Here is a 26021-nt window from a genome sequence, read left to right as displayed (position 1 = left end):
TCGTCGCGCGGCAACACACCCGGTCGAAGTCGTGATGCTGACGGGAAGGCCAGAAGGGCTCCAGGTCGGGGCGACCCGTCGCGGTGTACTTCTGGAAGCTGGCCATACCCCCATTGAAGCAGAAGCCGGAGCCGGGCAGGAGACTCCTCTCACAGGTCGGACGCGTCCTTGGCGTGAACTTGACGTCGTACGACGAGGCTGACCTCGTACGACCGGGAACGGCCTCGTACGACGAGGCTGATGTCGCACAACGAGAGGAGGCGCCCACCGTGACGGTGGGCGCCTCCTCGTTCGCGTGTGGGGCGGATCAGACCTGGCCGGCCTTCTCCAGGGCGGTGCAGCAGGTGTCGACGAGCAGGCGCGTGACGACGTACGGGTCGACGTTGGCGTTCGGGCGGCGGTCCTCGATGTAACCCTTGCCGTCCTTCTCGACCTGCCACGGGATGCGGACCGAGGCGCCACGGTTGGAGACGCCGTAGGAGTACTCGTTCCACGGGGCGGTCTCGTGCAGACCCGTCAGGCGGTCGTCGATGCCGGCGCCGTAGTTCTTGACGTGGTCGAGCGGCTTCGAGCCCTCGCCCAGCGACTCGCACGCGGTGATGATCGCGTCGTAGCCCTCGCGCATCGCCTTGGTGGAGAAGTTGGTGTGCGCGCCGGCGCCGTTCCAGTCGCCCTTGACCGGCTTGGGGTCGAGGGTCGCGGAGATGTTGAAGTCCTCGGCGGTGCGGTAGAGCAGCCAGCGGGCCACCCACAGCTGGTCGGAGACCTCCAGCGGCGCCAGCGGGCCGACCTGGAACTCCCACTGGCCGGGCATGACCTCGGCGTTGATGCCGGAGATGCCGAGGCCCGCCTTGAGACAGTTCTCGAGGTGCGCCTCGACGACGTCACGGCCGAAGATCTCGTCCGCGCCGACGCCGCAGTAGTAGCCGCCCTGCGGGGCCGGGAAGCCGCCGACGGGGAAGCCGAGCGGGCGCTCCCCGTCGAAGAAGGTGTACTCCTGCTCGATACCGAAGATCGACTCCTGCGCGGCGAACTTCTCCGCCACCTCGGCCAGCGCGGCACGGGTGTTGGACTCGTGCGGCGTCATGTCGATGTTCAGGACCTCGCACATCACGAGGACGTCGTCGCCGCCGCGGATCGGGTCCGGGAAGGTCGCGACGGGCTTGAGTACGCGGTCCGAGGCGTGACCCTCGGCCTGGTTCGTGGAAGACCCGTCGAAGCCCCAGATCGGCAGCTCGGCACCCTTGGCGTCGTCGCCCAGAATCTTCGTCTTGGAACGGAGCTTGGCCGTCGGCTCGGTGCCGTCGATCCAGATGTACTCAGCCTTGAAGGTCACGGGCCACATCCTTCGGGGTGTGTCTTGGGCGCACTGCGGGTGCTGCGGCGCTGCGGCACTGGGGCGCCGCGGTAATGCCCGGCAGCCTGTCAACAGGCGATTTCCCGATCATTGCTCGAATGTGAACCCCGTGTTACCTGGTGTCTCTGTGCCGCGACTCACTCGCCGAGAGCGATTCGCGACCGCTATCGGCGGCCCGCTCGCGAAGTCCGCGCGCACATGCGTCGGCCCACCGTGATCCTCCCGGTCCCGGTGGCGGCGGCTCGTATGCGATGGGTTTGCGGGCGCGCACCGGGCTCCGTGACCGCCGGGTGCGGTATCGAACTCGCTCTACGTGCCGGTCCTGCTGTTCGTGGCCGCGAACAGCAGGACGCACGACCCGCTTCGAGGGCGGTCCGGGCCGCGGGGCTGCTGCCGTACGCGGCCCGGCCGGTACCGCCGTCCGGTCGGCGGAGTTCCTCAGTCGTCAGGTGTGGGCGCTCACCCCACCTTCTCGATCCGGGCCCGGCGGATCAGGAACTTGCCCGGCTCCCGGACCTGCTCGAACGCCGCGTTGTTGAGCAGTACGCAGCTGCCCGACACGGAGGTGACCTGCACGGTCGTGGACTTGTTGTTGTCCAGGTTCGTGACCTTGAGCTTGGTCCCGGCCGGGAACTGGTTGCTGGACGCGGCCGGGGCGCCGCCCTCACCCGAGAGGGTGACGGTCGAGCCGTTGCAGACCTGCTGACCGGTGGCGGCGCCACCACCACCCGTCCCCTGCGCGGGTGCGGTGGTCTGCTGCTGCGCGGGCGGGGTCTTCGCCGGCTGGGCGGACTGCGCGGGCTGCGTGGTCTGGGAGCCCTGAGCCGACTCCCCAACCGCGCAACCGGACGCCTTCTGCTGCACCTTGATCTGCGCGATGACCGCCTCGCGGTTGGCGATCCGCGCCGCCGACTGCGCGTCGGGATTGGCCCGTTGGCCGTCGATGAACTTCTGGTTGTTGCTGAGGGCGGTGGTGAGCCCCTGGCAGACCGTCGAGTCCGCGGCGGACAGGGTCCGGCCGTTCTCGGTCTGCGCCGCGTTCGAGGTGGCCGCCATGGCGAACGCGCCACCTCCGGCCACGGCAGCGGCACTGACCAGCAACGCGAGCTTCTTCTTGGGACTGAGAGTCCTTCTACGCGACATGCGCGCCTCCTGTCCGTGGCCGCCTCGTGCGGCGGCCGGATGCGATCCGTGTGCCGCTATGTACGAGATGCCGAACAGGGTTACTCAATGGTTAACACGAGTCAGCGAAGTGGCGTGGGTCACATGCGAGTCAAGGCGTCACGCACCGCTTCCTCCGTGCGTGCCACGACGGCCGTCCCGTCGTCCGCCGTGATGATCGGGCGCTGGATGAGCTTCGGGTGCTCGGCCAGTGCCTTGATCCACTGACCGCGCGAACTGTCGTCCCGCGCCCACGACTTCAGGTCGAGCTCCTTGGCGAGGGCCTCCTGTGTCCGCGTGATGTCCCACGGTTCGAGGTTCAGCCGCTCCAGTACGGCCCGGATCTCGTCCTCCGTGGGTACGTCCTCCAGGTAGCGGCGGACGGTGTATTCCGCACCCTCCGCGTCGAGCAGGCTGATGGCGCTGCGGCACTTCGAACAGGCCGGATTGATCCAGATCTCCATGCCGCACACGTTACGCGTGACTCCCTTTTCCACTGGCGTCACGCTCGCAAGCGCGTGGGGGCGGCCGGGATCCTCCTGTTCGGTCTGGGGGCCATGGGCGGTTCCCAGAGCGCGCAGGACGAGGTGAACGCGGCGAAGGCCGCGGCGGCCAGCCCCCGTCCGACGGTCACGGTGACCGCCGCCGCCGCCACCGCCACCGCCACCGTCACCGCGACGCCGAAGCCGCGGGTCACCGTCACCAAGACGGTGCGGACGCCGGGCCCGACCAGGACGGTCACCGAGGTCGCGCGGGATGCCGGGGCGGACACAAGCGGGAGCAGCGACACCGGCACCTGCTCGATCGTCTCCAACTCGGGCAACTGCTACGAGGCGGGGCAGTACTGCCGGAACAGCGACCACGGCGCTTCGACGACGGATGCCGGCGGTGCGGGCATCACGTGCGCCTACCGCAACGGGTGGCGCTGGACCTACTCCTGACGGCGCGAGCCGCGTCCTTCCCGGTGGGTGGTGGGCGGCTCCCCGTCGTTCCCACCGGAGGGTCTGTTCGAATTTGCCGCCGTCTCACGCACATCTCGCGGAACTGCTGTGACACGGCGGCAACTCCCTTGCTCACCTGGACGTTTGCCGGACTCTGTGGACTCCCTGGATGTCAGTGCCGGGCAGTAAACTAGAAGCAGTGTTCGAGGGTGTCGCCGGGGGGTCCGGATGGCGCCCTGACCGCGACAGGAGGATGCCTGTGCCCGCTGCCGCACTGAAGCCGCTGCCCACTCAGTCCACGTCCAAGAGGGCGGTCCTGATGGACCTGCCGTACGAGCCCGTGGCGAAGCGCCCGTTGCCGCCGGGGCGGCCTCGCGAGTGGTACGTCACGCACAACCGCCGGCTCAAGGCGATGCGTCTCGCGATCGCTCTGCTCGACTCCGGTGTGTACGTTCCGAATCAGGCCCGCGACGAGAAGATCCGCAGTACTGCGGAGGCGATCGGTGTTCATCCGCCGTCGGACACCACGTGCCACATGGTGCGCGCGCTGATGCGTTACGCGCGCTGAGCGGCGGGGGCGGCGGGGGTGACGTTCTTCGCCCCCGCCGCCCCTACCCGTCCCATCCTCGCTTGGGGGCTCCGCCCCCAAACCCCCGATCGGCCTGAACGGCCTCGTCCTCAAACGCCGGACGGGCTGAGTGATGCGGGCCGGGGTGGGTGGGGCCCCTCGAACGCCGACCAGGCCAAGGCTTTTAGGGGCGCGGGGAACTGCGCGCCCAGCCCCCACCGGCCGGCGGCCAAACGAATCGGGCGCCCGGCGGACGCGGGGCGAAGCCCCGCCCCAGGGGCGCGGGGAACTGCGCGAGCAACCCCCACCGGGCCCGCAGTCAAACGAATCGGGCGGCCGGGGGACGCGGGGCGAAGCCCCCGCTCCAGGGGCGCGGGGAACTGCGCGAGCAACCCCCACCGACCCGCAGCCAAACCAATCCGGGCGGCCCGGGAATGCGGGGCGTAGCCCCGTGCCCTTCGTTCCTAAGCCGTCGTCAGTTCCTTCTCCAGGGGGGTTCGGAAGCGCGGGGTGATCCGGGTCGGGCCCAGCCAGGCCCGTAGGCGGGCGGCCTCCGTCTCGATGGCGGTCAGTGCCTCCCGCCCCACCCCGGCAGGGTCCAGCACCCGCCACACCAGGGCCCCGTCGGCCCGCTGCGCCCACCCTCCGACCACCCGCCCGTCCCACCACACCGTCGGCCCGACATTCCCGCTGCCGTCGAAGAGGGCGGGGCGGAGGGAGGGGGAGAGGTACCAGTCCCGTTCCTGCCATCCCATGGCCGTCGGATCGAGCCCGGGGAGGAGCGCGGCCCACGGCGCGCCGGGGCCGGGGACGGGGGCGGTGTCGTCGGCGGTCACATATCCGGTGGCTCCGTCGTCGAGCGACACGGCCACCGCCCCGATCGCGGTCAGCGCCCGCCGCACATCGGTGACCTTCCACCCCGTCCACCACTTGAGGTCGGCCTCGGTGGCGGGCCCGCACACCGCGAGCCAGCGGCGCAGCAGCTCGGGCTGGGCCTCGGAGGTCGGGAGTTCGGGATGCGGCGGCGCCACGGCCCAGCGGAACTGGGTCGACGTCCAGGACCCCAGCGGGCGCCCACGCACCACCCGCCCCTCGACCCCGAGCACCCGCATCAGCCGGGACGACACGGTCTGCGCGCTCTCGTAACTGCGCCCCGCGCCGTACGTGAACTGCTCCCTCAACCGCGGCTCGTCCTGGGTGAGTTCGTTCACCGTGGCCTGCCCGCGCCGCGCCAGCGCGGCGAGCGCGGACGCCTCCACCTCGGTGAGCCACTCCTCGGTCAGCCGCCCGTCGCTGCCGCTCACCATGTCCTTGACCAGCCCGGCCCGGGCCTTCGCGGCGATCGCGAGCCCCGTCGAGGCGTGCACCACCGCGGCCAGCTCGGTGGGGAACACGAACACGGTGTGCCGCATGCCGTGCATCCGTACCAGCGTCCGGTCCTCGTACAGCGCCCGGTCGAGCTCCGCCACCGTCTTCCCGGCGTCCGCGAGCCGCGCGCCCACCGCCAGGTACACCGTCGCCGGATCGGTCCCGTGCAGTGCGACCAGGGACCCGGCGACCTCCTCGGGGCTCGCCGCGCGCGCCGTCCCCGCGAGCCGGTGCCGCAGGGCGAGCCGGGCCCGCCGCTCCGCCACTGTGATGTGCCGCCGCTCCTCGCCCACGCCGCCTCCCTCTCGTAGCTGTCGTCCCCGCATCTTCTCGCGCCTCACCCGATCGGCGCCCCCGCCATGCGTACGCCCTGCTCACGGCCTTGACTGAAACGGGAATCCGCAGCGGAACGTCGGGAGACGACATGGCGCGGCACGCGAGGCAAGGGATACGCGGGACAGGCGGGGTACACGGGGTGAGCGGGATACGAGCGCCCGGCGCACGAGGGACCGGCCCGGGAGCCGTGGCTGTCGTGCTCCTCCTGGCCCTCGGCGCCGCCCTGGCCGGGTGTTCCAACGGCACCACCCCGTCCGACGTGGCCTCCGCCGCCTCCTCCCTCGCGTCCGAGGCCGGCGGCACCCTCGCCTCCGCGACCGCCGAGGCCGGGCGGAAGTTCGAAGAGTTCAAGAACGGTCTGAATGCCAAGGACGAGGTGAAGCTCGGCGGCCAGGTGACCATCGACTCCGCGGGCCGGGCCACCGTCAAGGCCACCGCCACCAACCCGACGTCCGGGGCGAAGAGGTACGCGGTCCAGGTCGACTTCCGGGACAAGGGCGGCAACCTCCTCGACACGGTCGTCGTCACCCTGGACGACGTCCCGGCGGGCGCCGCCAAGGACGCCACCGCCCGCAGCAACCGCGCCCTCTCCGGAGACGTCACCGCCGACGTAGCCCGCGCCGTGCGGACCTGACACCCGCAAACGCGCCTCCCGCTCCGGCGACCGTCTCGCCGTCGCCGTCGCCGTCGCCGTCGCCTTCAGCCGTACAGCTCGAACAGTCCGGTCGCATACGCCGTCAGCCGTTCGCCCAGCAGCTCGGGGGTCAGATCCGTGCGCCCCAGTTCCCGCCACGGCACCGCGAGCTTCTCGGCGTCGGGGGAGTAGGCCAGCGCGTCCAGCAGCCGCCAGTACAAGTGGTCCTCGGCGTCGGCCGGTCGGCGTCCGCCGTGCGCCTCGTACCGCGCGCGGAATCCCAGGCCGTACGCCTCCCCGTGCAGCAGCGCGAGGGCCGTGGAGCAGTGGGCCACGTCCAGGTCGGCGGGCCCCCACGAGGTCTCCACCCAGTCGACCACCCCGCTGATCCGCAGTGTGTCGCCCGCGCCGGTGAAGAGCACATTGCCGGGATGGAAGTCCCGGTGCAGGAAACACCCTTCGTACGCCGGGGGTTCGCGCCGGATCACGTCCACGGCCCGCTCCCACAGCGCGCCCCGGGGCGCACGGACGCGTTCGGGCGAGGTCCATGCCTGGTAGGGGCGCGGGCGGTCGGCCGGAACCACCGCGTGGATACGGGCCAGTTGGCCGGCCAGCAGGTCGATGCGCCGGTCCAGATCCTCCTCGTCGACCCGTACCCCGCCCGGCAGCGAGGACATCAACAGCGAGGGGTGGTCGCAGTGTTCGGCGGCGGCGTCGACGGCATGGAGCTCGGGCGTGGGTACGCCCTCGTACGGGGCGAGCAGGGTGAGGACGGACGCCTCGCGGGCCAGCAGGCCGGGCGCATGACGGCGGTAGAAGGGCTTCACGAACGACCGCAGCACCAGACCCGTACCGTCGTCGAGGGTGAGTCGGCGCATCTGGGAGCTCCAGCCGCCGCGCAGGGCCGTGGACTCCCGTACGCTCCTGCCGGCCGGAAGCTGTTCGGCCACCCAGCCGCGGGTCGCTGTCCACCCCCGCTCACCCGGTCCCACGAGTACGGCGTCCACGAACCGTGCCCGGTCGGCGGCGTGTTCGCGCAGCCACAGGCCCAGCATGTGGTCGGCATCGGGGAATTCGAGCCGGGTGAACTGGGCACGGGCGGTGAGCGCGTCCGTCACGGCGTTGGTGACGGCGGGCGGGATGACGGCGTCCGTACCGGGCACGGCGAGGACCGCACGGCCGTCGTACCCGCGCAGCACATCGAGCGCGGGGGCCTGCCGCCAGCTGTCCGGCGCCCGGATGATCTCGCTGAAGCGCCCTCTCCCACTCTCCCCGAACGGAACCTGCCACGCCTCGGCGCCGTACACCGCGGGCGCGCACAGGCCCAGCGCCACCACGCGCCGCCCGTAGTGCCCGGCGAGATCGGCCACCGTCTGGCCGCTCATGCTGAACCCGACGAGGATCAGCGGTCCGTCCGCCGGGACCGACGCGTCGATGACGGAGACGGCCTGCTCGAAGCGTCGGCGCAGGCTCAGGTCCTTGAGTTCGCCCGAACTTTCGCCGTGTCCGGAGAAGTCGAGGGCGAGGCCCCGGCAGCCGCGTGCCACGAACTCCTCCAGCAGCGGCAGCAGACGCTCCTTGTTGCCGAGGCCCGCGCCGTGCAACAGGACGACGGTGGCCGTGGCGCCACGGCCATCGCCATGGCCGGTGCCGTGGCCATCGTCACCGCCGCCGCTGACGCAGCTCAGTCGTTCACCGTCGTGGTCGTGTGCGAAGGAGGCGAGCATCCGCCCATTTACCCATGACCCCCGATGACCCACGCCCGCTTTTCAGCCACGTCTGCTTTTCGTCGGACAGGCATCAGGAGGCGGACTCGGGGCTACTCTCTACGCACCGACGGACGGGGACCCACCCCCCAGTGCCCTGTCGGCACACAGCCACCCACGCACACAAGGAGTCCCGTCATGGGAACCTTGATCGTTTCCGCGACCGTGACCCTGGTCGTCCTGGGCTTCTCGAACCACGTCCTGTGGCTCGCCGCGATCGCCCTGCTCTTCGTGTACGCCCGCTACGGCCGTACCTGGGGCAGCACGTCCGCGGCGGCGCCCTCGGGCACGTCCGGTTCCCCGGCCCGTCCGGACACCAGCTACCGCGCCTACCGTCAGCGCCGTGACCAGCAGGCCAAGTGGGAGCGCCGCTACCGCCGCGAGCGTCCGCTGGAGGCCCGCCGCCAGGAACGCCGGACGTAGCCACCCGGACGTAGCACCCGTACGTCGGTTCCCGGGAGGTCACAGACCCGGGGCGCCCCAGATGGGGAACCAGCGGCTGAGGTCCTGCTCGATCCGCAGATCGTCCGCGAGCGCGGCCTTGACCTGCAGTTCCAGCGCGTTGTCGCGCCGTTGGGCCTCCCCGGCCAGCGGCGCGAAGGGATAGAAGGTGCCGCGCTTGTAGAGGTAGACGAGCCCGAGCCGTCGCTGCCCGGCGTCCTGGAAGCCGGCCACGGAGCAGAGCAGCTGCGGTCCGAAGCCGCTGCCCTCCAGCGCGCTGTTGACCGCGTGCAGATCACCGACCAGCGCGGGCAGATCGTCCGGTTCCCGCCGCGAGACCAGCCACGAATACCCGTACTCGTCCCGGCTGACCTCCACCGGTGGACCCGTGCGTTCGGCATCCGCGTCGAGCAGCTCCTGCACCTCCTGGTGTGCCTGGGCGAAGGCCCCGCCCTCGACGCTCGCGAAACACACCGCGCCCGTCCCGGTCGGGGTGAACCCGGCGGCGGCCTGCAGGGTCACGGCCGCCGACGGCAGCCCGAAGAGCTGGTCGAGATCGGGCGCGACGGCCTTGGTGCGCCCGAGCAGGATGTCCAGGAACCCCATGCAGTCGGCTGCCTTTCCGGAAGGGACGAAGGGCCATGGCCCAGGAGGGACAGGAGGGACAGGAGGGACAGGAGGGACAGGAGTCAGGAAGCGGCAGGAAGAGTCAGGCGGTGCTCTCCGGAGTCGCCGCCTCACCCAGCTCCGCCGAGATCCTGGCCAGTTGTTCGAGCCGCTGCTCCAGGCTGGGGTGGGTCGAGAAGAGCTTCGCGATCCCCGGTTCGGCACCGAGGGCCGGCGTGAAGTAGAACGCGTTGAACGCCTGTGCCGTCCGCAGGTCCTTGGTCGGGATCCGCGCGATGTCCCCGGAGACCTTCGTCAGCGCGGACGCCAGCGCCGAGGGCCGGCCGGTGAGCAGGGCGGCGGACCGGTCGGCGGCCAGCTCGCGGTACCGGGACAGGGCCCGGATGAGCAGGAAGCTGATCGCGTACACGGCCGCGGAGACGGCCATCACCGCCATGAAGATCGCCACGGTGTTCTGGTCCTTGCGGCCACGCCCGCCGAAGAGCTGCGAGTAGAAGGCGAACCGCACGATCAGCCCGGCGATCACCCCGAGGAACGAGGCCACGGTGATCACGGCGACGTCCTTGTGCGCCACGTGCGACAGCTCGTGCGCGAGCACGCCCTCCAGCTCGTCGGGCTCCAGCCGCCGCAGCAGCCCGGTGGTCACGCAGAGGACCGCGTGATCGGCGTTCCGCCCGGTCGCGAACGCGTTCGGCATGTCGATGTCCGAGACGGCGACCAGCGGCTTCGGCATGTCGGCGACGGCACACAGCCGGTCGACGACCCCGTGCAGCTGTGGATACTCCTCGCGCTCCACGATCCGGCCGTGCATCGCGTAGAGCGCGATCCGGTCGGAGAACCAGTACTGCGCGCCCAGCAGCAGGGCCGCGACGACCACGACCAGCACCCAGGACTTCAGCAGCACGATCAACGCAGCGACGAAGGCCACGTACAGCAATCCGAGCAGGAACAGCGTGACCGTCATGCGTGCGGTCAACCGCGGATCGCTCCGGAACCGGCTCTGCATCTGCATCACCCCCGCAGTAAGGCACTCGTCCCGCTGTCCAGTGTGCACCTGCGGATGCCCATGAAGCGGTTCCGAACAGCCCTAGGAGGTGCAAAGGCAACCTGTGGGATTCCGTGCGAGATCTGGGGGATTCCGCCCAAGATGCTGAGTGGTCGATCGCCGACTAGCCTTTATTCGCGAGCAGCTCTTAATGAAAAGAGCCGCCACCGGAGTACGCCCGCTGCACGCGGCGGCGGTTTGAACGTACTCCCTGTACTCGGGCGAGCATCGCGCCGGACCCGCTCCGCCGCGGTCACGGCCATCTGCCATCCGTCTCGTGCCTCCGAAAGACCGCACGAGGGGTGCAAGGAGGATTCATCCATGAAGGCACAACGTGCGAGGCGCTTCTTCGCGGTATCCGCCATCGGCGTTCTGATGGCCGGAGGCGCCGCGATCGGCGCAGCAGGTACGGCCTCGGCAGCTGCCCCGGCCCAAGCCCAGACCCATGTCACCCATGGCTGTTCCAACTGGGGTGGCCGTGGCTTCGGGAACTGCGGGTTCGGCTTCAACAACGGCTTCAACACGGGCTTCAACCGTTTCGGCTTCAACAACGGGTTCGGCTTCAACAACGGGTTCGGCTTCAACAACGGCTTCAGCAACGGCTTCGGTGGTGGAGTCGTAGTCATCGTGGTGCCCTGACGGACCACGGCCGAGGGCCGCCACCTGTACTCACAGGTGGCGGCCCTCAGTTTTTCAGGCGTCTTTTGGCGTCGTGATCTTTAGACGTCGTAGTACAGCTCGAACTCGTGCGGGTGCGGACGCAGCTGCAGCGGCGCGATCTCGTTCGTGCGCTTGTACTCGATCCACGTCTCGATCAGGTCGGACGTGAAGACGTCGCCCGCGAGCAGGAACTCGTGGTCGGCCTCGAGACGGTCGAGGACGGCCGGGAGGGAGGTCGGGACCTGGGCGACGCCCGCGTGCTCCTCGGGGGCGAGCTCGTAGAGGTCCTTGTCGATCGGCTCGGCCGGCTCGACCTTGTTCTTGATGCCGTCGAGGCCCGCGAGCAGCAGGGCCGAGAAGGCCAGGTACGGGTTGCCGGAGGAGTCGGGCGCACGGAACTCGACGCGCTTGGCCTTCGGGTTCGAACCGGTGATCGGGATACGCATGGCCGCGGAGCGGTTGCGCTGCGAGTACACCAGGTTGACCGGGGCCTCGAAGCCGGGGACCAGACGGTGGTACGAGTTCACCGTCGGGTTCGTGAAGGCGAGGAGCGACGGGGCGTGCTTGAGGATGCCGCCGATGTAGTAGCGGGCGGTGTCCGAGAGGCCCGCGTAACCGGCCTCGTCGTAGAACAGCGGGTCGCCGTTGGCCCACAGCGACTGGTGGACGTGCATGCCCGAGCCGTTGTCGCCGAAGATCGGCTTCGGCATGAAGGTCGCGGTCTTGCCGTTGCGCCAGGCGACGTTCTTCACGATGTACTTGAAGAGCTGGAGGTCGTCGGCCGCGGCGAGCAGCGTGTTGAACTTGTAGTTGATCTCGGCCTGGCCGGCGGTGCCCACCTCGTGGTGCTGGCGCTCGACCTGGAGGCCGGACTTGGCCAGCTCCAGGGAGATCTCGGCACGCAGGTCGGCGAAGTGGTCGACCGGCGGGGTCGGGAAGTAGCCGCCCTTGTAGCGGACCTTGTAACCACGGTTGTCCTCGAGGGCACCGGTGTTCCAGGCGCCGGCCTCGGAGTCGATGTGGTAGAACGCCTCGTTCGACTTGGTGTCGAAGCGGACGCTGTCGAACACGTAGAACTCGGCCTCGGGGCCGAAGTACGCGGTGTCGGCGATGCCGGTCGACGCGAGGTAGGCCTCGGCCTTCTTGGCCACGTTGCGCGGGTCACGGGAGTACTGCTCGCCCGTGATCGGGTCGTGGATGAAGAAGTTGATGTTGACCGTCTTGTCGCGGCGGAAGGGGTCGACGCGCGCGGTGGACAGGTCGGCGCGGAGCGCCATGTCGGACTCGTGGATGGCCTGGAAGCCGCGGATCGAGGAACCGTCGAACGCGAGCTCCTCGGCCGGGTCGAAGGCCTCGGCCGGGATCGTGAAGTGCTGCATCACGCCCGGCAGGTCGCAGAAGCGGACGTCGACGAACTTGACGTCCTCGTCCGCGATGAACTTCTTGGCCTCGTCGGCGTTCTGGAACATCCAGCTCCTCCTACTCCCGCCCACAGTGGACCGGGGTGGTAGTTCGTTCGTGCGGCCAGTGCGGTGGCACACGCTGGAGCCGACCATAGGGATGGGGGATTTCTCCAGCGTGACCCATTTGTTTCGCCCAAGTTAACCGACGTGGGGCGGTCGGGCCCCTCCTGTCCGTATGCCAAAACGGGCGCAGTACCGTGGACGGGTGGACAACAGGCAAGCAATCGGATCGTGGCTCTCCGGACCCCGCGCGGCCCTGGAGGACGCCGGTGCCGACCTCGGATACCGAGGCGAACAGCTGGGTCTGCCGGAACAGGGCCCCGGCTCCATCGCCCGCCCCGGCCGCAGGCTGGGCGCCCTCGCCATCGACTGGGCCCTGTGCCTGTTGATCGCATACGGACTGCTCACCCACGGCTACAAGCCGGGGTCGACGGGCAACTGGGCCCTGCTCGTCTTCTTCGTCCTGGGCGTCCTGACCGTCGGCACGGTCGGCTTCACCCCGGGCAAGCGCCTCCTGGGCCTGCGGATCGTCCCCGAGGGCGGCGGCCGTCTCAACCCGCTGCGTGTCCTGCTGCGCACCGCCCTGCTGTGCGTGGCCATCCCCGCCCTGATCTGGGACCGCGACGGCCGGGGCCTGCACGACCGCATGGCCCGCACGATCGAGGTCCGGGCCTAGGGCCTGTCCGGCGGATCATGCGAGCGGGCACCAGGCCGTACGACGAGTGGGGTGCCGCGAACGGTACGACGATGGGGGCGTCCGGAGTGATCCGGGCGCCCCCATCGTCGTAACTCTGCTCAGAGGAGTGTCAGCGGGCCTTCGGTCCGCCGCGCGGCATCCGCATGCCCTTGGGCATCGGACCCTTCGGAAGGGGCATGTTGCTCATCAGGTCGCCCATCGCGCGCAACCGGTCGTTGGTGGCCGTCACCTGCGGGCCGGTCAGGACGCGGGGGAACTTCAGCATCGTGGTGCGGAGCTTCTTCAGCTCGACCTGACCCTCACCGGTGCCCACGAGCACGTCGTGCACGGGCACATCGGCGACGATCCGCGCCATCTTCTTCTTCTCGGCCGCCAGCAGGCTCTTCACCCGGTTCGGGTTGCCCTCGGCCACCAGCACGATGCCGGCCTTGCCGACCGCTCGGTGCACCACGTCCTGGCTGCGGTTCATCGCCACTGCCGGAGTCGTGGTCCAGCCCCGGCCGATGTTGTCCAGCACGGCCGCGGCTGCGCCCGGCTGGCCCTCCATCTGCCCGAACGCGGCTCGCTCGGCCCTGCGCCCGAAGACGATCGCCGTCGCGAGGAAGGCGAGCAGGAGGCCGAGAATGCCCAGGTAGTACGGGTGGTCGATCAAGAGGCCGATCGCGAGGAAGACACCGAAGGTGACGATTCCGACTGCCGCGAGTACAAGACCGATCTTGGAGTCGGCCTTGCGAGTCATCTTGTAGGTCAGAGCGATCTGCTTGAGTCGCCCGGGGTTCGCAGCGTCCGCTGCAGTTTCCTTCCTCGCCATGCCACGAAGTCTACGTGGCCCGACAAGCGCCGACGACGGCAGTGTCCGGGCGGGCGGTGGCAGTGCCCGCACGGGGGTCCGGCGACGGCTACGAACGCGTCGCCACGGACTCCAGCACGCGCTGCGCCTCGACCCGGTCCTTGGCGCGGCGGCGGTCCTCCAGCACGGAGGTCCAGGCGTTGCGGCGGGCGGTGCGCTGACCGCTGCTCATGAGCAGCGACTCGACGGCACGGAGTGCATCGGTGAACGACGGGATGGCTGTGGCGCGTACGGGCGCGGCCTGCATGATGGAGGTCCCCCCTCGGGATGACGGCTCTGGACGGGGCGGTACGTGGCGTAAGACCAGGGTCACTGATTGGTGTTACCAGGGCGTGACCGACCGGTCAAACACCAATGAAGCCTTGATGCGGCGGGCCTCCAGCCTGACGCAGTCCTGACGCCTGTTCCCATCTGCGTGGACAGTCGGCAGCGCGGTGAATTGGCCACATTGTGGGGGGAGTTGCTTGTGCGCCGATTCACACGCGAGCGGTGGCACTGAGTGCCACCGCTCGCGTTGTACGGCGTTTCAAATTGTGTCGCCCGCACTGCTCCGTACGGGTGTTCAGACCGCCTGCGAGGCGACGTACGCGCCCCGCTTCTCGATGGCCATCTGGTACAGCCGGCCGGCGCGGTACGAGGAGCGCACCAGCGGGCCCGACATGACACCGGAGAAGCCGATCTGCTCGGCCTCCTCCTTCAGCTCCACGAACTCGTGCGGCTTGACCCAGCGCTCCACGGGGTGGTGGCGCACGGAGGGACGCAGGTACTGCGTGATGGTCACCAGCTCGCAGCCCGCCTCGTGCAGCTGCGTGAGGGCCTCGCTGACCTCCTCGCGGGTCTCGCCCATGCCGAGGATGAGGTTCGACTTCGTGACCAGACCGTAGTCGCGCGCCTCGGTGATGACCTTCAGCGAGCGCTCGTAGCGGAAGCCCGGGCGGATGCGCTTGAAGATCCGGGGGACCGTCTCGACGTTGTGCGCGAAGACCTCCGGGCGGGACGAGAAGACCTCGGCGAGCTGGGCGGGCTCGGCGTTGAAGTCGGGGGCGAGGAGTTCGACCTTGGTGCGGCCGGCCTCCCGCTCCGCCGTCTGCCGGTGGATCTGGCGGACCGTCTCGGCGTACAGCCACGCTCCGCCGTCCTCCAGGTCGTCGCGGGCGACGCCGGTGATGGTGGCGTAGTTCAGGTCCATCGTGACCACGGACTCGCCCACGCGACGGGGCTCGTCGCGGTCGAGTGCCTCCGGCTTGCCCGTGTCGATCTGGCAGAAGTCGCAGCGCCGGGTGCACTGGTCGCCGCCGATCAGGAACGTGGCCTCGCGGTCTTCCCAGCACTCGTAGATGTTGGGGCAGCCCGCCTCCTGGCAGACCGTGTGCAGGCCCTCGCTCTTCACGAGGTTCTGCATCTTCGTGTACTCGGGGCCCATTTTCGCCCGGGTCTTGATCCACTCGGGCTTGCGCTCGATGGGGGTCTGGGCGTTCCGGACCTCCAGGCGCAGCATTTTGCGTCCGTCGGGTGCGACTGCGGACACATCGGCTCCCTGTAGCTTCGATTCTTCGGCGTACACCAGGGTACGCCCGTACGGTTCTCGGCCCCCGGGGTGGGCAACCTTGCGGACCGGGGGTGCATTCCCGGGGTTTCCTCGCCCCCGCCGCCCCTACCCGTCCCATCCCCACTCGGGGGCTCCGCCCCCAAGCCCCCGTTCGGCCTGAACGGCCTCGTCCTCAAACGCCGGACGGGCTGAAAGATGCGCGCCAGCGCCGTTGAGGGGCGCGGGGAACTGCGCGCCCAGCCCCACCGGCCCGCAGCCAAACGAATCGGGCGGCCAGGGGATCCGGGGCGCAGCCCCGGCCCCAGGGGCGCGGGGAACTGCGCGAGCAACCCCCACCGGCCCGCGGTCGGGCCACTTCGGACAGGCGGGGGATCGGGGCGAAGCCCTGCCTCGGGCGGCGCGGGGAACACCCGCAGCCGACATCCGTCAGGCCGAGGCCCGTTCGACCTCGCGGGGGCGCAGGTCCGCGTTCTCCAGGACGTCGCGGAGGTGCCTCTCGGCGACCGGCAGGACCTCGGCGATGGTGACGTCGCGCCCCAGCTCGTACGCCAGGGACGTCACCCCGGCGTCCCGGATCCCACACGGGATGATCTTGTCGAAGGAGGATGTGTCCGGATTCACATTCAGGGCGAAGCCGTGCATGGTGACGCCCTTGGCGACCCGGATCCCCATGGCGCAGATCTTTCGGTCCTCGCGCCGCTGCCCGGCGTTGGAGGGCGCGTACTCGGGTCCGTTCAGGCGGGGGTCGAACTCCTCGTCCGTCAGCCGCGGGTCGAAGTCGAGGGAGAGCCCGCCGAGGGAGGGGCGCGAGGCGACGGGGTCGCCCAGGACCCAGACGCCCGCCCGGCCCTCCACCCGGCTGGTCTCGACGCCGAACTCGGCGCAGACCCGGATCATGACCTCTTCGAGCCGCCGCAGGTGCGCCACCACGTCCACCGGGCGCGGCAGCTTCTGGATCGGGTAGCCCACGAGCTGCCCGGGCCCGTGCCAGGTGATCTTGCCGCCGCGGTCCACGTCGACCACGGGGGTGCCGTCGAGGGGCCGTTCGCTGTCCGCCGTACGCCGGCCCGCCGTGTAGACCGGCGGGTGCTCCAGGAGCAGACAGGTGTCGGGGACCTCGTCCAGGAAACGGGCGGCATGCACGCGGCGCTGCTCGTCCCAGGCCTCTTGGTACTCCACGGCCTCGGCACCGAATCCCATGCGGACGAACCGCAACTCACTCACGGCAAGCGCCTCCCTAGAAGCCTCAGAACCTTCAGAACCTGTGGTGTGGCAACCGGCGGGCCCGTTGTCCGGCAGGCGAAAGAACCTTTCGTCAGGTACGTAACGCGCCCACGCCACTGTACGTCCGGGCCGCGCGCGTCAGCCCGGCGGTCAATCCTCACACGATCGGATGAATGTACGTCGAAGAGTGCGATCACGTGCTTACTCTCCGCTACATTCGCGCCGTCCATGAGGCCATAAGGGCTGCTCACAGGCAATCCGGGCACCCAGTGATGTCCGGAAGGCAGGAGACCGCACCGCAGATGACGGAACGACCCGCGCAGCGCACGCCCAATCGCCAGCTCGCCGCGCTCATCGCAGAAGCGGGGTTCTCCAACGCAGGTCTCGCCCGTCGCGTGGACCAGCTCGGCCTCGAACACGGACTTGACCTGAGATATGACAAGACATCGGTGACGCGGTGGCTGCGCGGGCAGCAGCCCCGCGGCACCACACCCGCCCTCATCGCCGAGGTGTTCACGCGGCGCCTCGGCCGCCGCCTCACCGCGCAGGACCTCGGGCTCGACGCCTGCGCACCCGTCTACGCGGGCCTCGAGTTCGCCGCGAGCCCAGAGGAGGCCGTGGACATCGTCAGCGGGCTGTGGCGCAAGGACTCCGGCAGCCACGCCGAGCTCCGCAAGATCGCCTTCACTCCGGCGGGGCTCGTCGTCCCCAGCCGCGACTGGCTGATCGGACGGGCCGACGACCGGGTGAGCCGTGGCGACCAGGCCGCCGCGCGCATCCCCGCCCAGGGGCGCCCCGCGGTCCCCCGCCAGCGCAGCCAGACCGAACGCGGCCCCGGCCAGAAGGTCACCGGCGGGGACATCGCCGCCCTGCGCTCGGTGGGCGAACTGTTCCGCGCCCTCGACCACGCCTACGGCGGCGGCCACGCCCGCCAGGCCCTGGTCCGCTACCTGGAGCACGAGGCCGAGCCCATGCTGCGCGGCGTGTACGGCGAGCAGACCGGGCGGCGCCTGTTCGCGGCCGCCGCCGACCTCACCCGCCTCGCCGGCTGGACCTCGTACGACATCGGCGCGCACGGGCTCGCGCAGCGCTACTTCGTGCAGGCGCTACGGCTGTCGCAGGCGGCCGGCGACCGGGCGTACGGCTCGTACGTCCTGGTCACCATGAGCCGGCAGGCGGTCTACCTCGGCCACGGGCGCGAGGCCGTGCAGCTCGCCCGCGTCGCGCAGCAGGGCGTCGGCTCGTCCGCGCCGCCCGTCGTCCAGGCGCTGCTGCACTCCGTGGAGGCGCGCGGGCACGGCGTACTCGGGGAGGTGCGGGCCTGCACGGCGTCGCTGGTGCGCGCCGAGCGGGCCCTCGAATCCGCCCGGCCGGGGGACGAGGCCCCGCACTGGGCGCGGTTCTTCGACGAGGCGCAGCTCGCCGACGAGTTCGGTCACTGCCACCGGGATCTGCAGCAGTACCGGGCCGCGGCGCAGCACGCCGAGCGCTCGCTGCAGTTGCGGGCGCCCGGCTTCGCGCGCAGCCGGCTGTTCTGCCGGGTGGTGCTCGCCTCGGCACGGCTCGGGCTCGGGGAGCTCGACCAGGCCTGCCTGTTGGGTGCCGAGGCCGCGGGACAGGCGGCGGAGATGCGGTCGGTCCGGGCCGTCGAGTACGTACGGGACTTCGAGCGACGGCTCGAACCGTACCGGGACGCGGCACCCGTACGGGGCTACCGGGACCGGGTGGCGGCCCTGGGCTGACTCAGGCGGCCGTCTCCAGATGCTCCTCCGTCGCGGCCGGACGGGCGCCCAGGTCCAGCATGAGGGCGTGGGCGGCCCGCCGGCCCGAATGCAGGGCGCCCTGGACCGTGCCGGTGTCCCGGTGGTCCCCGCAGACGTACAGGCCCGCCAGGAGGCGTACAGGGCGGCGCAGGTCGTGCGGCGGGGGCATCGCGGGGACCGCGTCACGGGTGTGGTGGACCGCGAGGAGTTCCCAGCGGGTCGTCGACGTGCCGTAGAGGCGGGCCAGTTGGGCGCGGACCGCGGTGTCCAGATGGGTGGCGGCCGGGGGCGTGCCCAGCACCATCGAGGAGACGAGCGCCCGTCCGGCGGGCGCGCGGGACGGGTCGACCTGGCTGATGACCGCCGTCTGCGCCACCGGGCCGCTCCGGTCGGCGTCCAGCAGCAGGGCCGGGTCGGTCAACGGGGGCTCGTCCGTGGTGTGGTGCAGGACCGTCACCGGATGGAAGGCCGGAACGCGCAGACCGGGCAGCAGCCGGGCCGCGGCGCGGGCTCCGTTCGCCAGCAGGATGGCCCGGCAGGTGAGTTCGCCGTGGTCCTTCGTCGTCACGGTGGTCGTGGAGACCGCGGTGACCTCGACGCCGGTGTGGACGGTGCCCGGGGGCAGGGAGGCGGCGAGGAGCTCAGGCAGGGTGTCCGCGCCGCCCTCCGGCAGGCACAGCCGGCCCGACGCGAACGAATGCAGAGCCAGGTCGGCGGCGCGGCTGGAGGTGGTGAGGGTCGGGTCGCACAGGAGTGCGGTGAGCAGGGGGCGCAGAAAACCGTCGACCGTACGGGGCGGCAGACCACGGGTGGTCAGGGCCTGTGCGGTGGGGAGGTCGGGGCGGGTGAGGAGACGTTCGGGTGGTGTGACGGCGAGGCGGGCGAGGGCGGTGGCCAGGCGGGTCTGGTCGAGGTGGCCGCCGAGGGGGCCGGGGCGTGAGGCCTGGCTCCGGGGGAGGCGGGGGGCGCTTGCGAGGGCGCGCGCGGCGGTGAGTGCGCCCCTTGCGCTCCGGGGGGTGGCGGGGGCGGCGGCGCGGTGGTGGCGGCCGTCGCTGTGCAGCAGCACGCCCGGGGAGAACGGGCGCAGGGTCAGGGCGTTCAGGCCCGGGGTGCGGTGCAGTTCGGGGTACGAGGTGGACAGGAGCCGGCCGATGCGGTCGAGCCGGAAGCCGTCCACCTTCTCCGTAGTCATGCGGCCGCCCACGGTGGGGGCGGCCTCCAGAACCTTCGTCGTGAGGCCCGCCCTGGTCAGGTGCTGGGCGGCCGCGAGTCCCGCGGCTCCGGCCCCGACGATGACGACGTCCACGTCCGCCTTGCTTACGGGCTCTAGCACGTACCCCTCCTCGAGGTTGCGCGGCCGGTGGGAACGTCATGCCCCCAACGGGCCCTGGGGATACCCGAGTTCGGGTCGAGGGTAGGTGCGTTGGGGGCCGTGGACAGTCGCGCGTCGGGCGTGCACGGTCGCATGGGGGTGCACGGTTTCCTTGTCCGCGGGTGAGTGGGGGCTGGTCGCGCAGTTCCCCGCGCCCCTGACGGGGCGCTCTTGTCGGCGCCGGTTCACATTTTCAGCCCGTCCGGCGTTTGAGGACGAGGCCGTTCAGGCCGAAGCGGGGGGCTGGGGGCGGCAGCCCCCAGGGATGGGACGGGTAGGGGCGGCGGGGGCGAGGGACGTCTGTCAGTGCAGCGCCGCTCGCAACGCCCCCTCGATCGACGGGAAGGCGAAGGTGAAGCCGGAGGACAGCAGACGGGTGGGGTGGACGCGTTGGCTGCCGAGGATGTCGCCGGACATGTCGCCGAGGGCGAGCCGGAGGAGGGGGGCCGGGGTGGGGAAGACGGTGGGCCGATGCAGGACGCGCCCCATCGCCTCGGTGATCTCCCGGTTGGTGAGGGGCGTCGGCGCGGTGAGGTTCACCGGCCCGGACAGCGACGACGTGTCGATGAGATGCCGGATCGCGGCCACCTCGTCATGGAGGGAGATGTAGCTCCAGTACTGGCGGCCGTCCCCCATCCGCCCACCGAGCCCCGCCTTGAAGAGCGGAAACAGCTTCCCCCACGCCCCACCCTCACGGGCCACCACCAGCCCCGTACGGGCGAAGACGGTACGGACACCCGCCTCCCGCGCCGGTGCCGCCGCCCCCTCCCACGCCACGCACACGGAGGGAAGGAATCCCTCCCCGGGCGGCGCCGACTCGTCCACCACCCGGTCGCCCGTCTCGCCGTAGAACCCGATCGCACTCCCGTTGACGAACACCCGCGGCCGCTCGTCGAGAGAGGCCACCGCCGCGGCCAGCGTCGCCGTCCCCCGCACCCGGCTGTCCAGGATCTTCCGCTTGTACGCCTCCGTCCACCGCCGCGAAGCGACCCCCGCCCCCGCGAGATTGACGACCGCCGCGCACCCGGAGAGCCCCGCGGCGTCCATCCGCTGCCCGTCCGGATCCCACCGCACCTCGTCCTTCCCGCGGGGCGCACGCCGTACGAGGCGGACCACTTCGTGTCCGTCCGCGGTCAGGGAGCGCGTCAGCGCCGAGCCGATCAGGCCGGACGCACCGGCGATCGCGATACGGGACCTACGGGAATCCGGAGCGAGCGGTGAGTCGTTCATGCGTCCATCCTGCCGCGCGCGCCGGGAAAGTACGGGACGGAACTGCGCGGGGCCGCCGTAAAGTGACCTTCATGCCGGTACCGCACATACGCATCGCCACCCTCGACGACGAGGACGCGCTCGGCCGTCTCGACCGCGCCACCTGGTCCACCCTGCACGCTGTCATGCCGCGCCCCCAGCCGCCGTACGCACCCTTCTACAACGAGCGGTTCGGCCCCCGGGACCACCACGTCGCCGAACTCGACGGCGTCCTCGTCGGCTACATCCGGTTGGGCTATCCCACGCCCCTCGCCTGCAACTCCCACGTCCGGCAGATCCAGGGACTTGTCGTCGCCGAGGAGGCACGCCGCGCGGGCGTCGGACGAGGGCTGCTGCGGGCCGTGATGGACGGGGCCCGACGGCAGGGCGCCCGGCGGATCACGCTGCGCGTCCTCGGGCACAACGCCCCGGCACGGAAGCTCTACGAGTCCGCGGGCTTCGAGGTGGAGGGCGTCCTGCCCGAGGAGTTCCTGCTCGACGGCGAGTATGTCGACGACGTGTTCATGGGCCGCTCTCTCTGAGCGGCCCCGACCCCGACCGACACGGGGTCACCGGCTACGAGGTGATCAGGTCGCCGGTGTCCACCGGTGTCGTCGCGGCCGCCGCCCGCCGGGCGTCGCCCGCGACCTCGTCGGCCGTCAGGACGTAACCCGTCTCGTTGTCCGAGGTCGAGCGGGCGAACACGACGCCGTACACCCTGCCGTCGGTGGTGAGGAGCGGGCCGCCGGAGTTGCCGGGGCGGACGGTGGAGCGGATGGAGTAGATCTCCCGGGTGACCATGCTCGAGTTGTAGATGTTCTGGCCCCGTGCGTTGATCCGGCCTGCGACCGTGGCCGCCTGGAGATCCAGACCGCCGTCCTGCGGATACCCCGCGACGACCGCCGAGTCGCCGCGCTTGGCGCTGTCGTCGAAGCGCAGGAGGGGGACCCTGAGGTCCGGTACGTACAGGACCGCGACGTCCTTGCGCGGATCGAAGAACACCACCCGCGCCGAGTACACGCGGCCCACACCGCCCACCCGCACGGTCGGGTTGTCGATGCCCGCCACCACATGGGCGTTGGTCATCACGTGCTGCGCCGCGTACGCGAACCCGCTGCCCTCCCGGCCCTGGTTGCCCGCGGCGCCCTCGATCTTCACCGTGCTGCGCTTGGCGGCGCTCGTCGCGGCCGCGGTGACGCTGTCGCCGGAGGGCTTCGCGACACCCGCCGTCGGCTCGTTCTCGAACGGGTTGAAGACCTGCGGGAAGCCCGCCTCCGTCAGCGCCGAGGTGGCCCGTGAGAACCAGGTGGGCGTCGTGTCCGGCATCGCCGTCTGTACGGCGCCCAGCAGCGCGGAGTTGCGGATCGACTGGGTGATGAGGGTGGACGAGGAGGCTCCCAGGACGCTCGCGGCGACCCAGGCCACCAGCAGCACCGCCACCGTGTTCGCCGCCGCCCCGCCGACCCCGTCGGCCACCCGCAGCGGCCCCTGATCCAGCTCGCGGCGCAGCTTCAGCGCCAGCCGGCCCGCCAGCTCGTGGCCCACCACGGCGGGCACCAGCACCGTCAGCACGGCCGTCACCGTCGCCGCCGACGTCCCCGCCGTCACCAGGTCCATCATCCACGGCAGCACCCATACGCCGATGACGGCACCGCCCACGAAACCGGCCAGCGAGACACAGCCGGCGACCAGCCCGCGCCGGTAGCCGGACGCCGCGTAGGCAAGGATCACCAGCAACAGCAGGATGTCGAGCAGGTCCACGGAGCCGCCTTTCTCTTGGGCCCCTTAGTACGCGTGGGGCAGGCCCAGTGATCAGGCACGCGCGCGTGGAGCCGGGAAACGGCCACGTGTGCGTGGACCTGTAAAAACGTCCCGGACCAGGGCGATGGTTCCACCAGGTGGCACAGCACACATCGCGGGGGGATCGGAACCGGGCCAGGGTGGCTCCATGCGTGTCTTCCGAAAGGCGCGGGGGGCCTGGGCGCGGCTCGCGCGGAGGGTGTGGACGCGGCGTGCCGTCGTCGTCGTGCTCGGGTGCGTGCCCGGTCTGCTCGCCGTGCTCGCGCTGGTGGTGTGTGCGGCGGGGGTCGACCGGACGGTCGTCGAGCGCGAGCGGCCGGTGGCCGCGCCCCTGCCCGCGGGTCCGCATCGCGCGGCGCGGCCGGTCATCGTGCCCCGGTCGCGGTGGCTGGACGCCAGGAGCACGCACGCGCAGCCACCCGCCCGCTACGACGACCAGGTCGTCGCGGTCTTCGTGCACCACACCGACTCGCCGAACGCGTACAGGTGCGCCGACGTGCCCCGCATCATCCGCTCCCTCTACGCCGGTCAGACCGGTGTCCGGCGGTGGGACGACATCGGGTACAACTTCCTCGTCGACCGCTGCGGCACGATCTACGAGGGGCGGGCGGGTGGGGTCGACCGGGCCGTCACCGGTGCGCATACGCAGGGGTTCAACCATGGCACCGCGGGGATCGCGGCCATCGGTACGTTCGGGGCGGGGACGCCGGTGCCGCGGGCGATGACCGAGGCGATCGCCGTGTTGGCGGCGTGGAAGCTGGGGCTGTCCGACGTGGATCCCCGTGCCACGGTGCGGCTCGTCTCCAGCAACGACCTCAGCCGTTACACCGCCGGTACGAGTGCGGTTCTGCCCACGCTGGCCGGCCACGACGCGGGCTTCATGACCAACTGCCCCGGCGCGGCGCTGACGTCCCAACTCCCCGGAATCCGCTCCCGAGCCGCCCACCTCCAGGGCCGCTGACCGCTCACGCGGTTCCCCGCGCCCCGGAAAGCCTCAGCCCGTCCGGCGTTTGAGGACGAGGCCGTTCAGGCCGATAGGGGGGCTGGGGGCGTAGCCCCCAGGGATGGGACGGGTAGGGGCGGCGGGGGGCGAGGAACCGTTCACAGACAGCCCACAGTCGAGTCAACGGTGTCTCAGATCGCCGCTCCCTAGTGTCCTTCTCGTAACAGCCGACTGGAGGTGGGGAAGATGAGCAGCAGGCGTACTGAGAAGGCGGGCAAGGCGAACAAGGCGGCCGGCGCGGGCGGTTGGAGCACCGCTTTGCGTACCCCGTGGACCGTGGCCTGCGCTGTGGTGACGGTCCTCGTGGGACCCGCCGCCGCCACCGCCTCGGCACTGGACCGAGCCAACGCCGCACCTCCGTACCACGCCCACGAGAATCACGAAAACCACAAGAACCACGAAAACCACAAGAACCACAAGAACCACGAGGCACACCTGCCGTACGTCACCCCGTACGCCACCTTGCCTCAGTCTCTGAAGCGCTCCCACAGCTTGGGATAGCGCTCGGCCAGCACGGACTCGTTCTCGAAGTCCAGCGGCGTCCCCTCCGGCTCGGGCGACGCCGGCGGAATGCCCAGGTCGGGCGCGACGACCCCGGTCAGCTGCTCGTACGCCTCGTCCGCGGCGTACCCGAGCTCCTCACCGTCCCCGTCGAGCTCCTCGTCGAAGTCGTCCAGGAGATCGGCGAGCGCGTCGGGGTCGTGCATCGCGCCCTCGAAGACCTCCCGGCCCTGGCCGATCAGCCAGCACCGGAAGAAGTCGAAGGCGTCGTCGCTCACCCCGTCGAGCAGAACCCACGCCGCGCCCCACAGATCCCAGCGGTAGGCGCGGTTGTAGCGGGCCTCGAAGTGACGGGCGAAGTCGAGCACGGCGTCCGGGTCCCGCTGGACGAGCCGCTCGACGAGCAGGTCGGCGTGGTCCTCGGGGTCGCCCTCGACGGCCTCGCGGGTCGTGTCCACCAGCTCCCAGAACTCCGTCTCGTCCATCACGGGTCCAGCATCGGGCCTGAACGGGAGTGACGCACGCGGAGTGCCGCAGATTGTTATGCGTGCACATGCCGACGGTAAGACCGCCAGCTACGAGCCGCTTTCCCGAGGCACTCCCCAGTCACCGGTACAGCGCCGCCAGCCGCACCGCATCCCCCGCGAAACGGTCCCGCAGCGCCGCGGGGGAGACCACCTCCACCTCGGGCCCGAGCCCCGTCAGTTGCCCATGGGCGACCTCCTCGGACTCGACGGGGAGAACGACCGTCACCCAGCCCCGCCCGTCAGGGGCACCGCACTCGCCCAGCACCTCTCTCGCCGACGCGGGGTCGACGACGTACGGAAGTCTCCTCACGCCCTCCGGAGACAGCCGTACGACGGCCTCCGCCCGCAGGATGGACCGTGCGAACTGCTCGGCCCGCTCCGCCCAGAACCCGGGCAGGTCGAACCCGTCCTCCCGGGTGAAGCGCTCCGTGGCGGGCTTCACCTCCGTGAAGCGGTCGATCCGGTAGACCCGGAAGGGGCCGGATCCGGCGGACCCGGGCTCGGGCACCCGCGCGCACAGGTACCAGACGCCCGCCTTCAGCACGAGCCCGTACGGTTCGAGCACCCGCTCCACCTCGGCCGTCCCGCGCCGGTACCCCGCGGTGATCCGGCGGTCGTCCCAGACCGCCTCCGCGACCGCGGGCAGCAGCTCGGGCGTCTCGGGCTCGTTGAACCACGCGGGCGCGTCCAGATGGAACCGCTGTCCCGCCGCCCGCGAGGCGTCCCGCAGGGAGGGGAGGAGGGCGGCGGACACCTTCAGGCGCGCGGCGGAGGCCGCGTCCTGCAGACCCATGTCCCGCAGGGCCCCCGGCACCCCGCTCAGGAACAGCGCCTCCGCCTCCGTCCGGGCCAGGCCCGTCAGCCGGGTGCGGTAGCCGCCGATCAGGCGGTAGCCCCCGGCCCTGCCCCGGTCCGCGTACACCGGAACCCCCGCCTCCGACAGCGCCTGCGCGTCCCGCGTGATCGTCCGTTCGGAGACCTCCAGCTCCCGCGCCAGCTCGGCGGCGGTCATCGACGGCCGCGACTGGAGCAGCAGCACCATCTTGATCAGGCGGGCAGCACGCATACGGCCATGATGCCGGGCCCCACTGACAGCGAAGGGGCGCGCCGCAACGCCGAA

Annotated in this window: 26 protein-coding genes and 1 pseudogene; 10 read left to right on the top strand and 17 right to left on the bottom strand. The window is 71.0% G+C overall.

The annotated features are described in order from the left end of the window. Positions 1-307 precede the first annotated feature (307 nt). The 3 genes from glnII to ACFZDJ_RS02590 form a co-directional block, all read right to left on the bottom strand. Positions 308-1336 (bottom strand): glutamine synthetase, encoded by a 1029-nt coding sequence (glnII, locus tag ACFZDJ_RS02600; RefSeq protein WP_101405551.1) that lies wholly within the window; start codon positions 1334-1336, stop codon positions 308-310. Positions 1337-1816: 480 nt separating this feature from the next. Beyond that, positions 1817-2500, bottom strand: coding sequence for a hypothetical protein (locus ACFZDJ_RS02595; RefSeq protein WP_391055535.1), 684 nt, complete (start codon positions 2498-2500; stop codon positions 1817-1819). Between the two features lie 119 nt (positions 2501-2619). After that, entirely contained in the window at positions 2620-2982 is a 363-nt protein-coding gene (locus tag ACFZDJ_RS02590; protein WP_390927980.1) for an ArsC/Spx/MgsR family protein, read from the bottom strand. Positions 2983-3075: 93 nt separating this feature from the next. Between ACFZDJ_RS02590 and ACFZDJ_RS02585 the strand changes: the two genes are divergently transcribed. Both ACFZDJ_RS02585 and ACFZDJ_RS02580 read left to right on the top strand, forming a co-directional pair. Next, positions 3076-3459, top strand: coding sequence for a hypothetical protein (locus tag ACFZDJ_RS02585; RefSeq protein ID WP_391055532.1), 384 nt, complete (start codon positions 3076-3078; stop codon positions 3457-3459). A 259-nt stretch (positions 3460-3718) separates the two neighbouring features. Next, positions 3719-4027 (top strand): hypothetical protein, encoded by a 309-nt coding sequence (locus tag ACFZDJ_RS02580; RefSeq protein WP_101405555.1) that lies wholly within the window; start codon positions 3719-3721, stop codon positions 4025-4027. A 464-nt stretch (positions 4028-4491) separates the two neighbouring features. On the opposite strand, the gene ACFZDJ_RS02575 is transcribed toward ACFZDJ_RS02580, so the two are convergent. Beyond that, positions 4492-5721, bottom strand: a complete 1230-nt coding sequence (locus ACFZDJ_RS02575) for a DNA glycosylase AlkZ-like family protein (protein WP_391055530.1) — start codon at positions 5719-5721, stop codon at positions 4492-4494. 197 nt (positions 5722-5918) lie between these two features. Between ACFZDJ_RS02575 and ACFZDJ_RS02570 the strand changes: the two genes are divergently transcribed. Beyond that, positions 5919-6365, top strand: a complete 447-nt coding sequence (locus ACFZDJ_RS02570; protein ID WP_391055527.1) for a hypothetical protein — start codon at positions 5919-5921, stop codon at positions 6363-6365. A 65-nt stretch (positions 6366-6430) separates the two neighbouring features. Here ACFZDJ_RS02570 and ACFZDJ_RS02565 read toward each other — a convergent pair whose 3' ends face one another. Next, positions 6431-8092 carry a phosphotransferase gene (locus ACFZDJ_RS02565; RefSeq protein ID WP_391055525.1) on the bottom strand — a complete coding sequence of 554 codons (1662 nt, stop codon included), beginning with the start codon at positions 8090-8092 and terminating at the stop codon, positions 6431-6433. A 177-nt stretch (positions 8093-8269) separates the two neighbouring features. Between ACFZDJ_RS02565 and ACFZDJ_RS02560 the strand changes: the two genes are divergently transcribed. Further along, on the top strand, positions 8270-8554 hold the full coding sequence (locus ACFZDJ_RS02560; protein ID WP_101405559.1) for a hypothetical protein: 285 nt from the start codon (positions 8270-8272) through the stop codon (positions 8552-8554). Positions 8555-8593: 39 nt separating this feature from the next. Here ACFZDJ_RS02560 and ACFZDJ_RS02555 read toward each other — a convergent pair whose 3' ends face one another. Both ACFZDJ_RS02555 and htpX read right to left on the bottom strand, forming a co-directional pair. Continuing rightward, the gene (locus ACFZDJ_RS02555) at positions 8594-9178 is read right to left on the bottom strand and encodes a hypothetical protein (protein ID WP_168508263.1); all 585 of its coding nucleotides are present in this window, start codon (positions 9176-9178) and stop codon (positions 8594-8596) included. A 103-nt stretch (positions 9179-9281) separates the two neighbouring features. Beyond that, complete coding sequence (gene htpX / locus ACFZDJ_RS02550) at positions 9282-10205, bottom strand: zinc metalloprotease HtpX (RefSeq protein ID WP_391056798.1); 924 nt, start codon at positions 10203-10205, stop codon at positions 9282-9284. A gap of 360 nt (positions 10206-10565) precedes the next feature. On the opposite strand from htpX, the gene ACFZDJ_RS02545 reads away from it, so the two are divergent. Then, positions 10566-10883: a hypothetical protein gene (locus tag ACFZDJ_RS02545; RefSeq protein ID WP_391055522.1), complete on the top strand. Its 318-nt coding sequence runs from the start codon at positions 10566-10568 to the stop codon at positions 10881-10883. Between the two features lie 80 nt (positions 10884-10963). On the opposite strand, the gene glnA is transcribed toward ACFZDJ_RS02545, so the two are convergent. Continuing rightward, positions 10964-12373, bottom strand: a complete 1410-nt coding sequence (glnA, locus tag ACFZDJ_RS02540) for a type I glutamate--ammonia ligase (RefSeq protein ID WP_390927990.1) — start codon at positions 12371-12373, stop codon at positions 10964-10966. A 199-nt stretch (positions 12374-12572) separates the two neighbouring features. On the opposite strand from glnA, the gene ACFZDJ_RS02535 reads away from it, so the two are divergent. After that, positions 12573-13043, top strand: a complete 471-nt coding sequence (locus tag ACFZDJ_RS02535; RefSeq protein ID WP_168508260.1) for an RDD family protein — start codon at positions 12573-12575, stop codon at positions 13041-13043. 130 nt (positions 13044-13173) lie between these two features. Here the strand turns inward: ACFZDJ_RS02535 and ACFZDJ_RS02530 are convergent, their stop codons facing one another. From ACFZDJ_RS02530 to lipB, 4 genes are all read right to left on the bottom strand, one after another. After that, complete coding sequence (locus ACFZDJ_RS02530; protein WP_168508259.1) at positions 13174-13875, bottom strand: DUF4191 domain-containing protein; 702 nt, start codon at positions 13873-13875, stop codon at positions 13174-13176. An 88-nt stretch (positions 13876-13963) separates the two neighbouring features. Continuing rightward, on the bottom strand, positions 13964-14161 hold the full coding sequence (locus ACFZDJ_RS02525; RefSeq protein ID WP_054229278.1) for a hypothetical protein: 198 nt from the start codon (positions 14159-14161) through the stop codon (positions 13964-13966). 315 nt (positions 14162-14476) lie between these two features. Next, positions 14477-15442, bottom strand: coding sequence for a lipoyl synthase (gene lipA / locus ACFZDJ_RS02520; RefSeq protein WP_054229279.1), 966 nt, complete (start codon positions 15440-15442; stop codon positions 14477-14479). A gap of 447 nt (positions 15443-15889) precedes the next feature. Further along, the gene (lipB, locus tag ACFZDJ_RS02515; protein WP_168508258.1) at positions 15890-16687 is read right to left on the bottom strand and encodes a lipoyl(octanoyl) transferase LipB; all 798 of its coding nucleotides are present in this window, start codon (positions 16685-16687) and stop codon (positions 15890-15892) included. 302 nt (positions 16688-16989) lie between these two features. Here lipB and ACFZDJ_RS02510 point away from each other — a divergent pair, with 302 nt between their 5' ends. Beyond that, positions 16990-18429 (top strand): regulator, encoded by a 1440-nt coding sequence (locus ACFZDJ_RS02510; RefSeq protein ID WP_390927995.1) that lies wholly within the window; start codon positions 16990-16992, stop codon positions 18427-18429. 1 nt (position 18430) lies between these two features. Here the strand turns inward: ACFZDJ_RS02510 and ACFZDJ_RS02505 are convergent. Further along, positions 18431-19789, bottom strand: a pseudogene (locus ACFZDJ_RS02505) (NAD(P)/FAD-dependent oxidoreductase); the annotation flags it as partial. Between the two features lie 336 nt (positions 19790-20125). Then, positions 20126-21052 carry a TIGR01777 family oxidoreductase gene (locus tag ACFZDJ_RS02500; RefSeq protein ID WP_391055518.1) on the bottom strand — a complete coding sequence of 309 codons (927 nt, stop codon included), beginning with the start codon at positions 21050-21052 and terminating at the stop codon, positions 20126-20128. A 71-nt stretch (positions 21053-21123) separates the two neighbouring features. On the opposite strand from ACFZDJ_RS02500, the gene ACFZDJ_RS02495 reads away from it, so the two are divergent. Continuing rightward, a complete protein-coding gene (locus ACFZDJ_RS02495; protein ID WP_391055515.1) occupies positions 21124-21612 on the top strand; it encodes a GNAT family N-acetyltransferase in 489 nt (162 codons plus the stop codon). Positions 21613-21646: 34 nt separating this feature from the next. Here the strand turns inward: ACFZDJ_RS02495 and ACFZDJ_RS02490 are convergent, their stop codons facing one another. Then, complete coding sequence (locus ACFZDJ_RS02490; RefSeq protein ID WP_384926432.1) at positions 21647-22831, bottom strand: MarP family serine protease; 1185 nt, start codon at positions 22829-22831, stop codon at positions 21647-21649. A 187-nt stretch (positions 22832-23018) separates the two neighbouring features. Here ACFZDJ_RS02490 and ACFZDJ_RS02485 point away from each other — a divergent pair, with 187 nt between their 5' ends. Both ACFZDJ_RS02485 and ACFZDJ_RS02480 read left to right on the top strand, forming a co-directional pair. Then, positions 23019-23831 (top strand): N-acetylmuramoyl-L-alanine amidase, encoded by an 813-nt coding sequence (locus ACFZDJ_RS02485; RefSeq protein WP_390928001.1) that lies wholly within the window; start codon positions 23019-23021, stop codon positions 23829-23831. A gap of 228 nt (positions 23832-24059) precedes the next feature. Then, positions 24060-24374 carry a hypothetical protein gene (locus ACFZDJ_RS02480; protein ID WP_391055512.1) on the top strand — a complete coding sequence of 105 codons (315 nt, stop codon included), beginning with the start codon at positions 24060-24062 and terminating at the stop codon, positions 24372-24374. Here the strand turns inward: ACFZDJ_RS02480 and ACFZDJ_RS02475 are convergent. Together ACFZDJ_RS02475 and ACFZDJ_RS02470 are read right to left on the bottom strand one after the other, a co-directional pair. Then, a complete protein-coding gene (locus ACFZDJ_RS02475; RefSeq protein ID WP_168517175.1) occupies positions 24341-24859 on the bottom strand; it encodes a DUF4240 domain-containing protein in 519 nt (172 codons plus the stop codon). The genes ACFZDJ_RS02480 and ACFZDJ_RS02475 overlap by 34 nt on opposite strands. A 121-nt stretch (positions 24860-24980) precedes the next feature. Then, positions 24981-25967 carry a WYL domain-containing protein gene (locus ACFZDJ_RS02470; protein WP_391055510.1) on the bottom strand — a complete coding sequence of 329 codons (987 nt, stop codon included), beginning with the start codon at positions 25965-25967 and terminating at the stop codon, positions 24981-24983. Positions 25968-26021 lie beyond the last annotated feature (54 nt).

The organism is Streptomyces sp. NPDC007896, assembly GCF_042959425.1.
Lineage (GTDB): Bacteria > Actinomycetota > Actinomycetes > Streptomycetales > Streptomycetaceae > Streptomyces.
The sequence above is the reverse complement of the archived record's forward strand: the minus strand, read 5'-3'. Positions and strand labels throughout refer to the sequence as shown.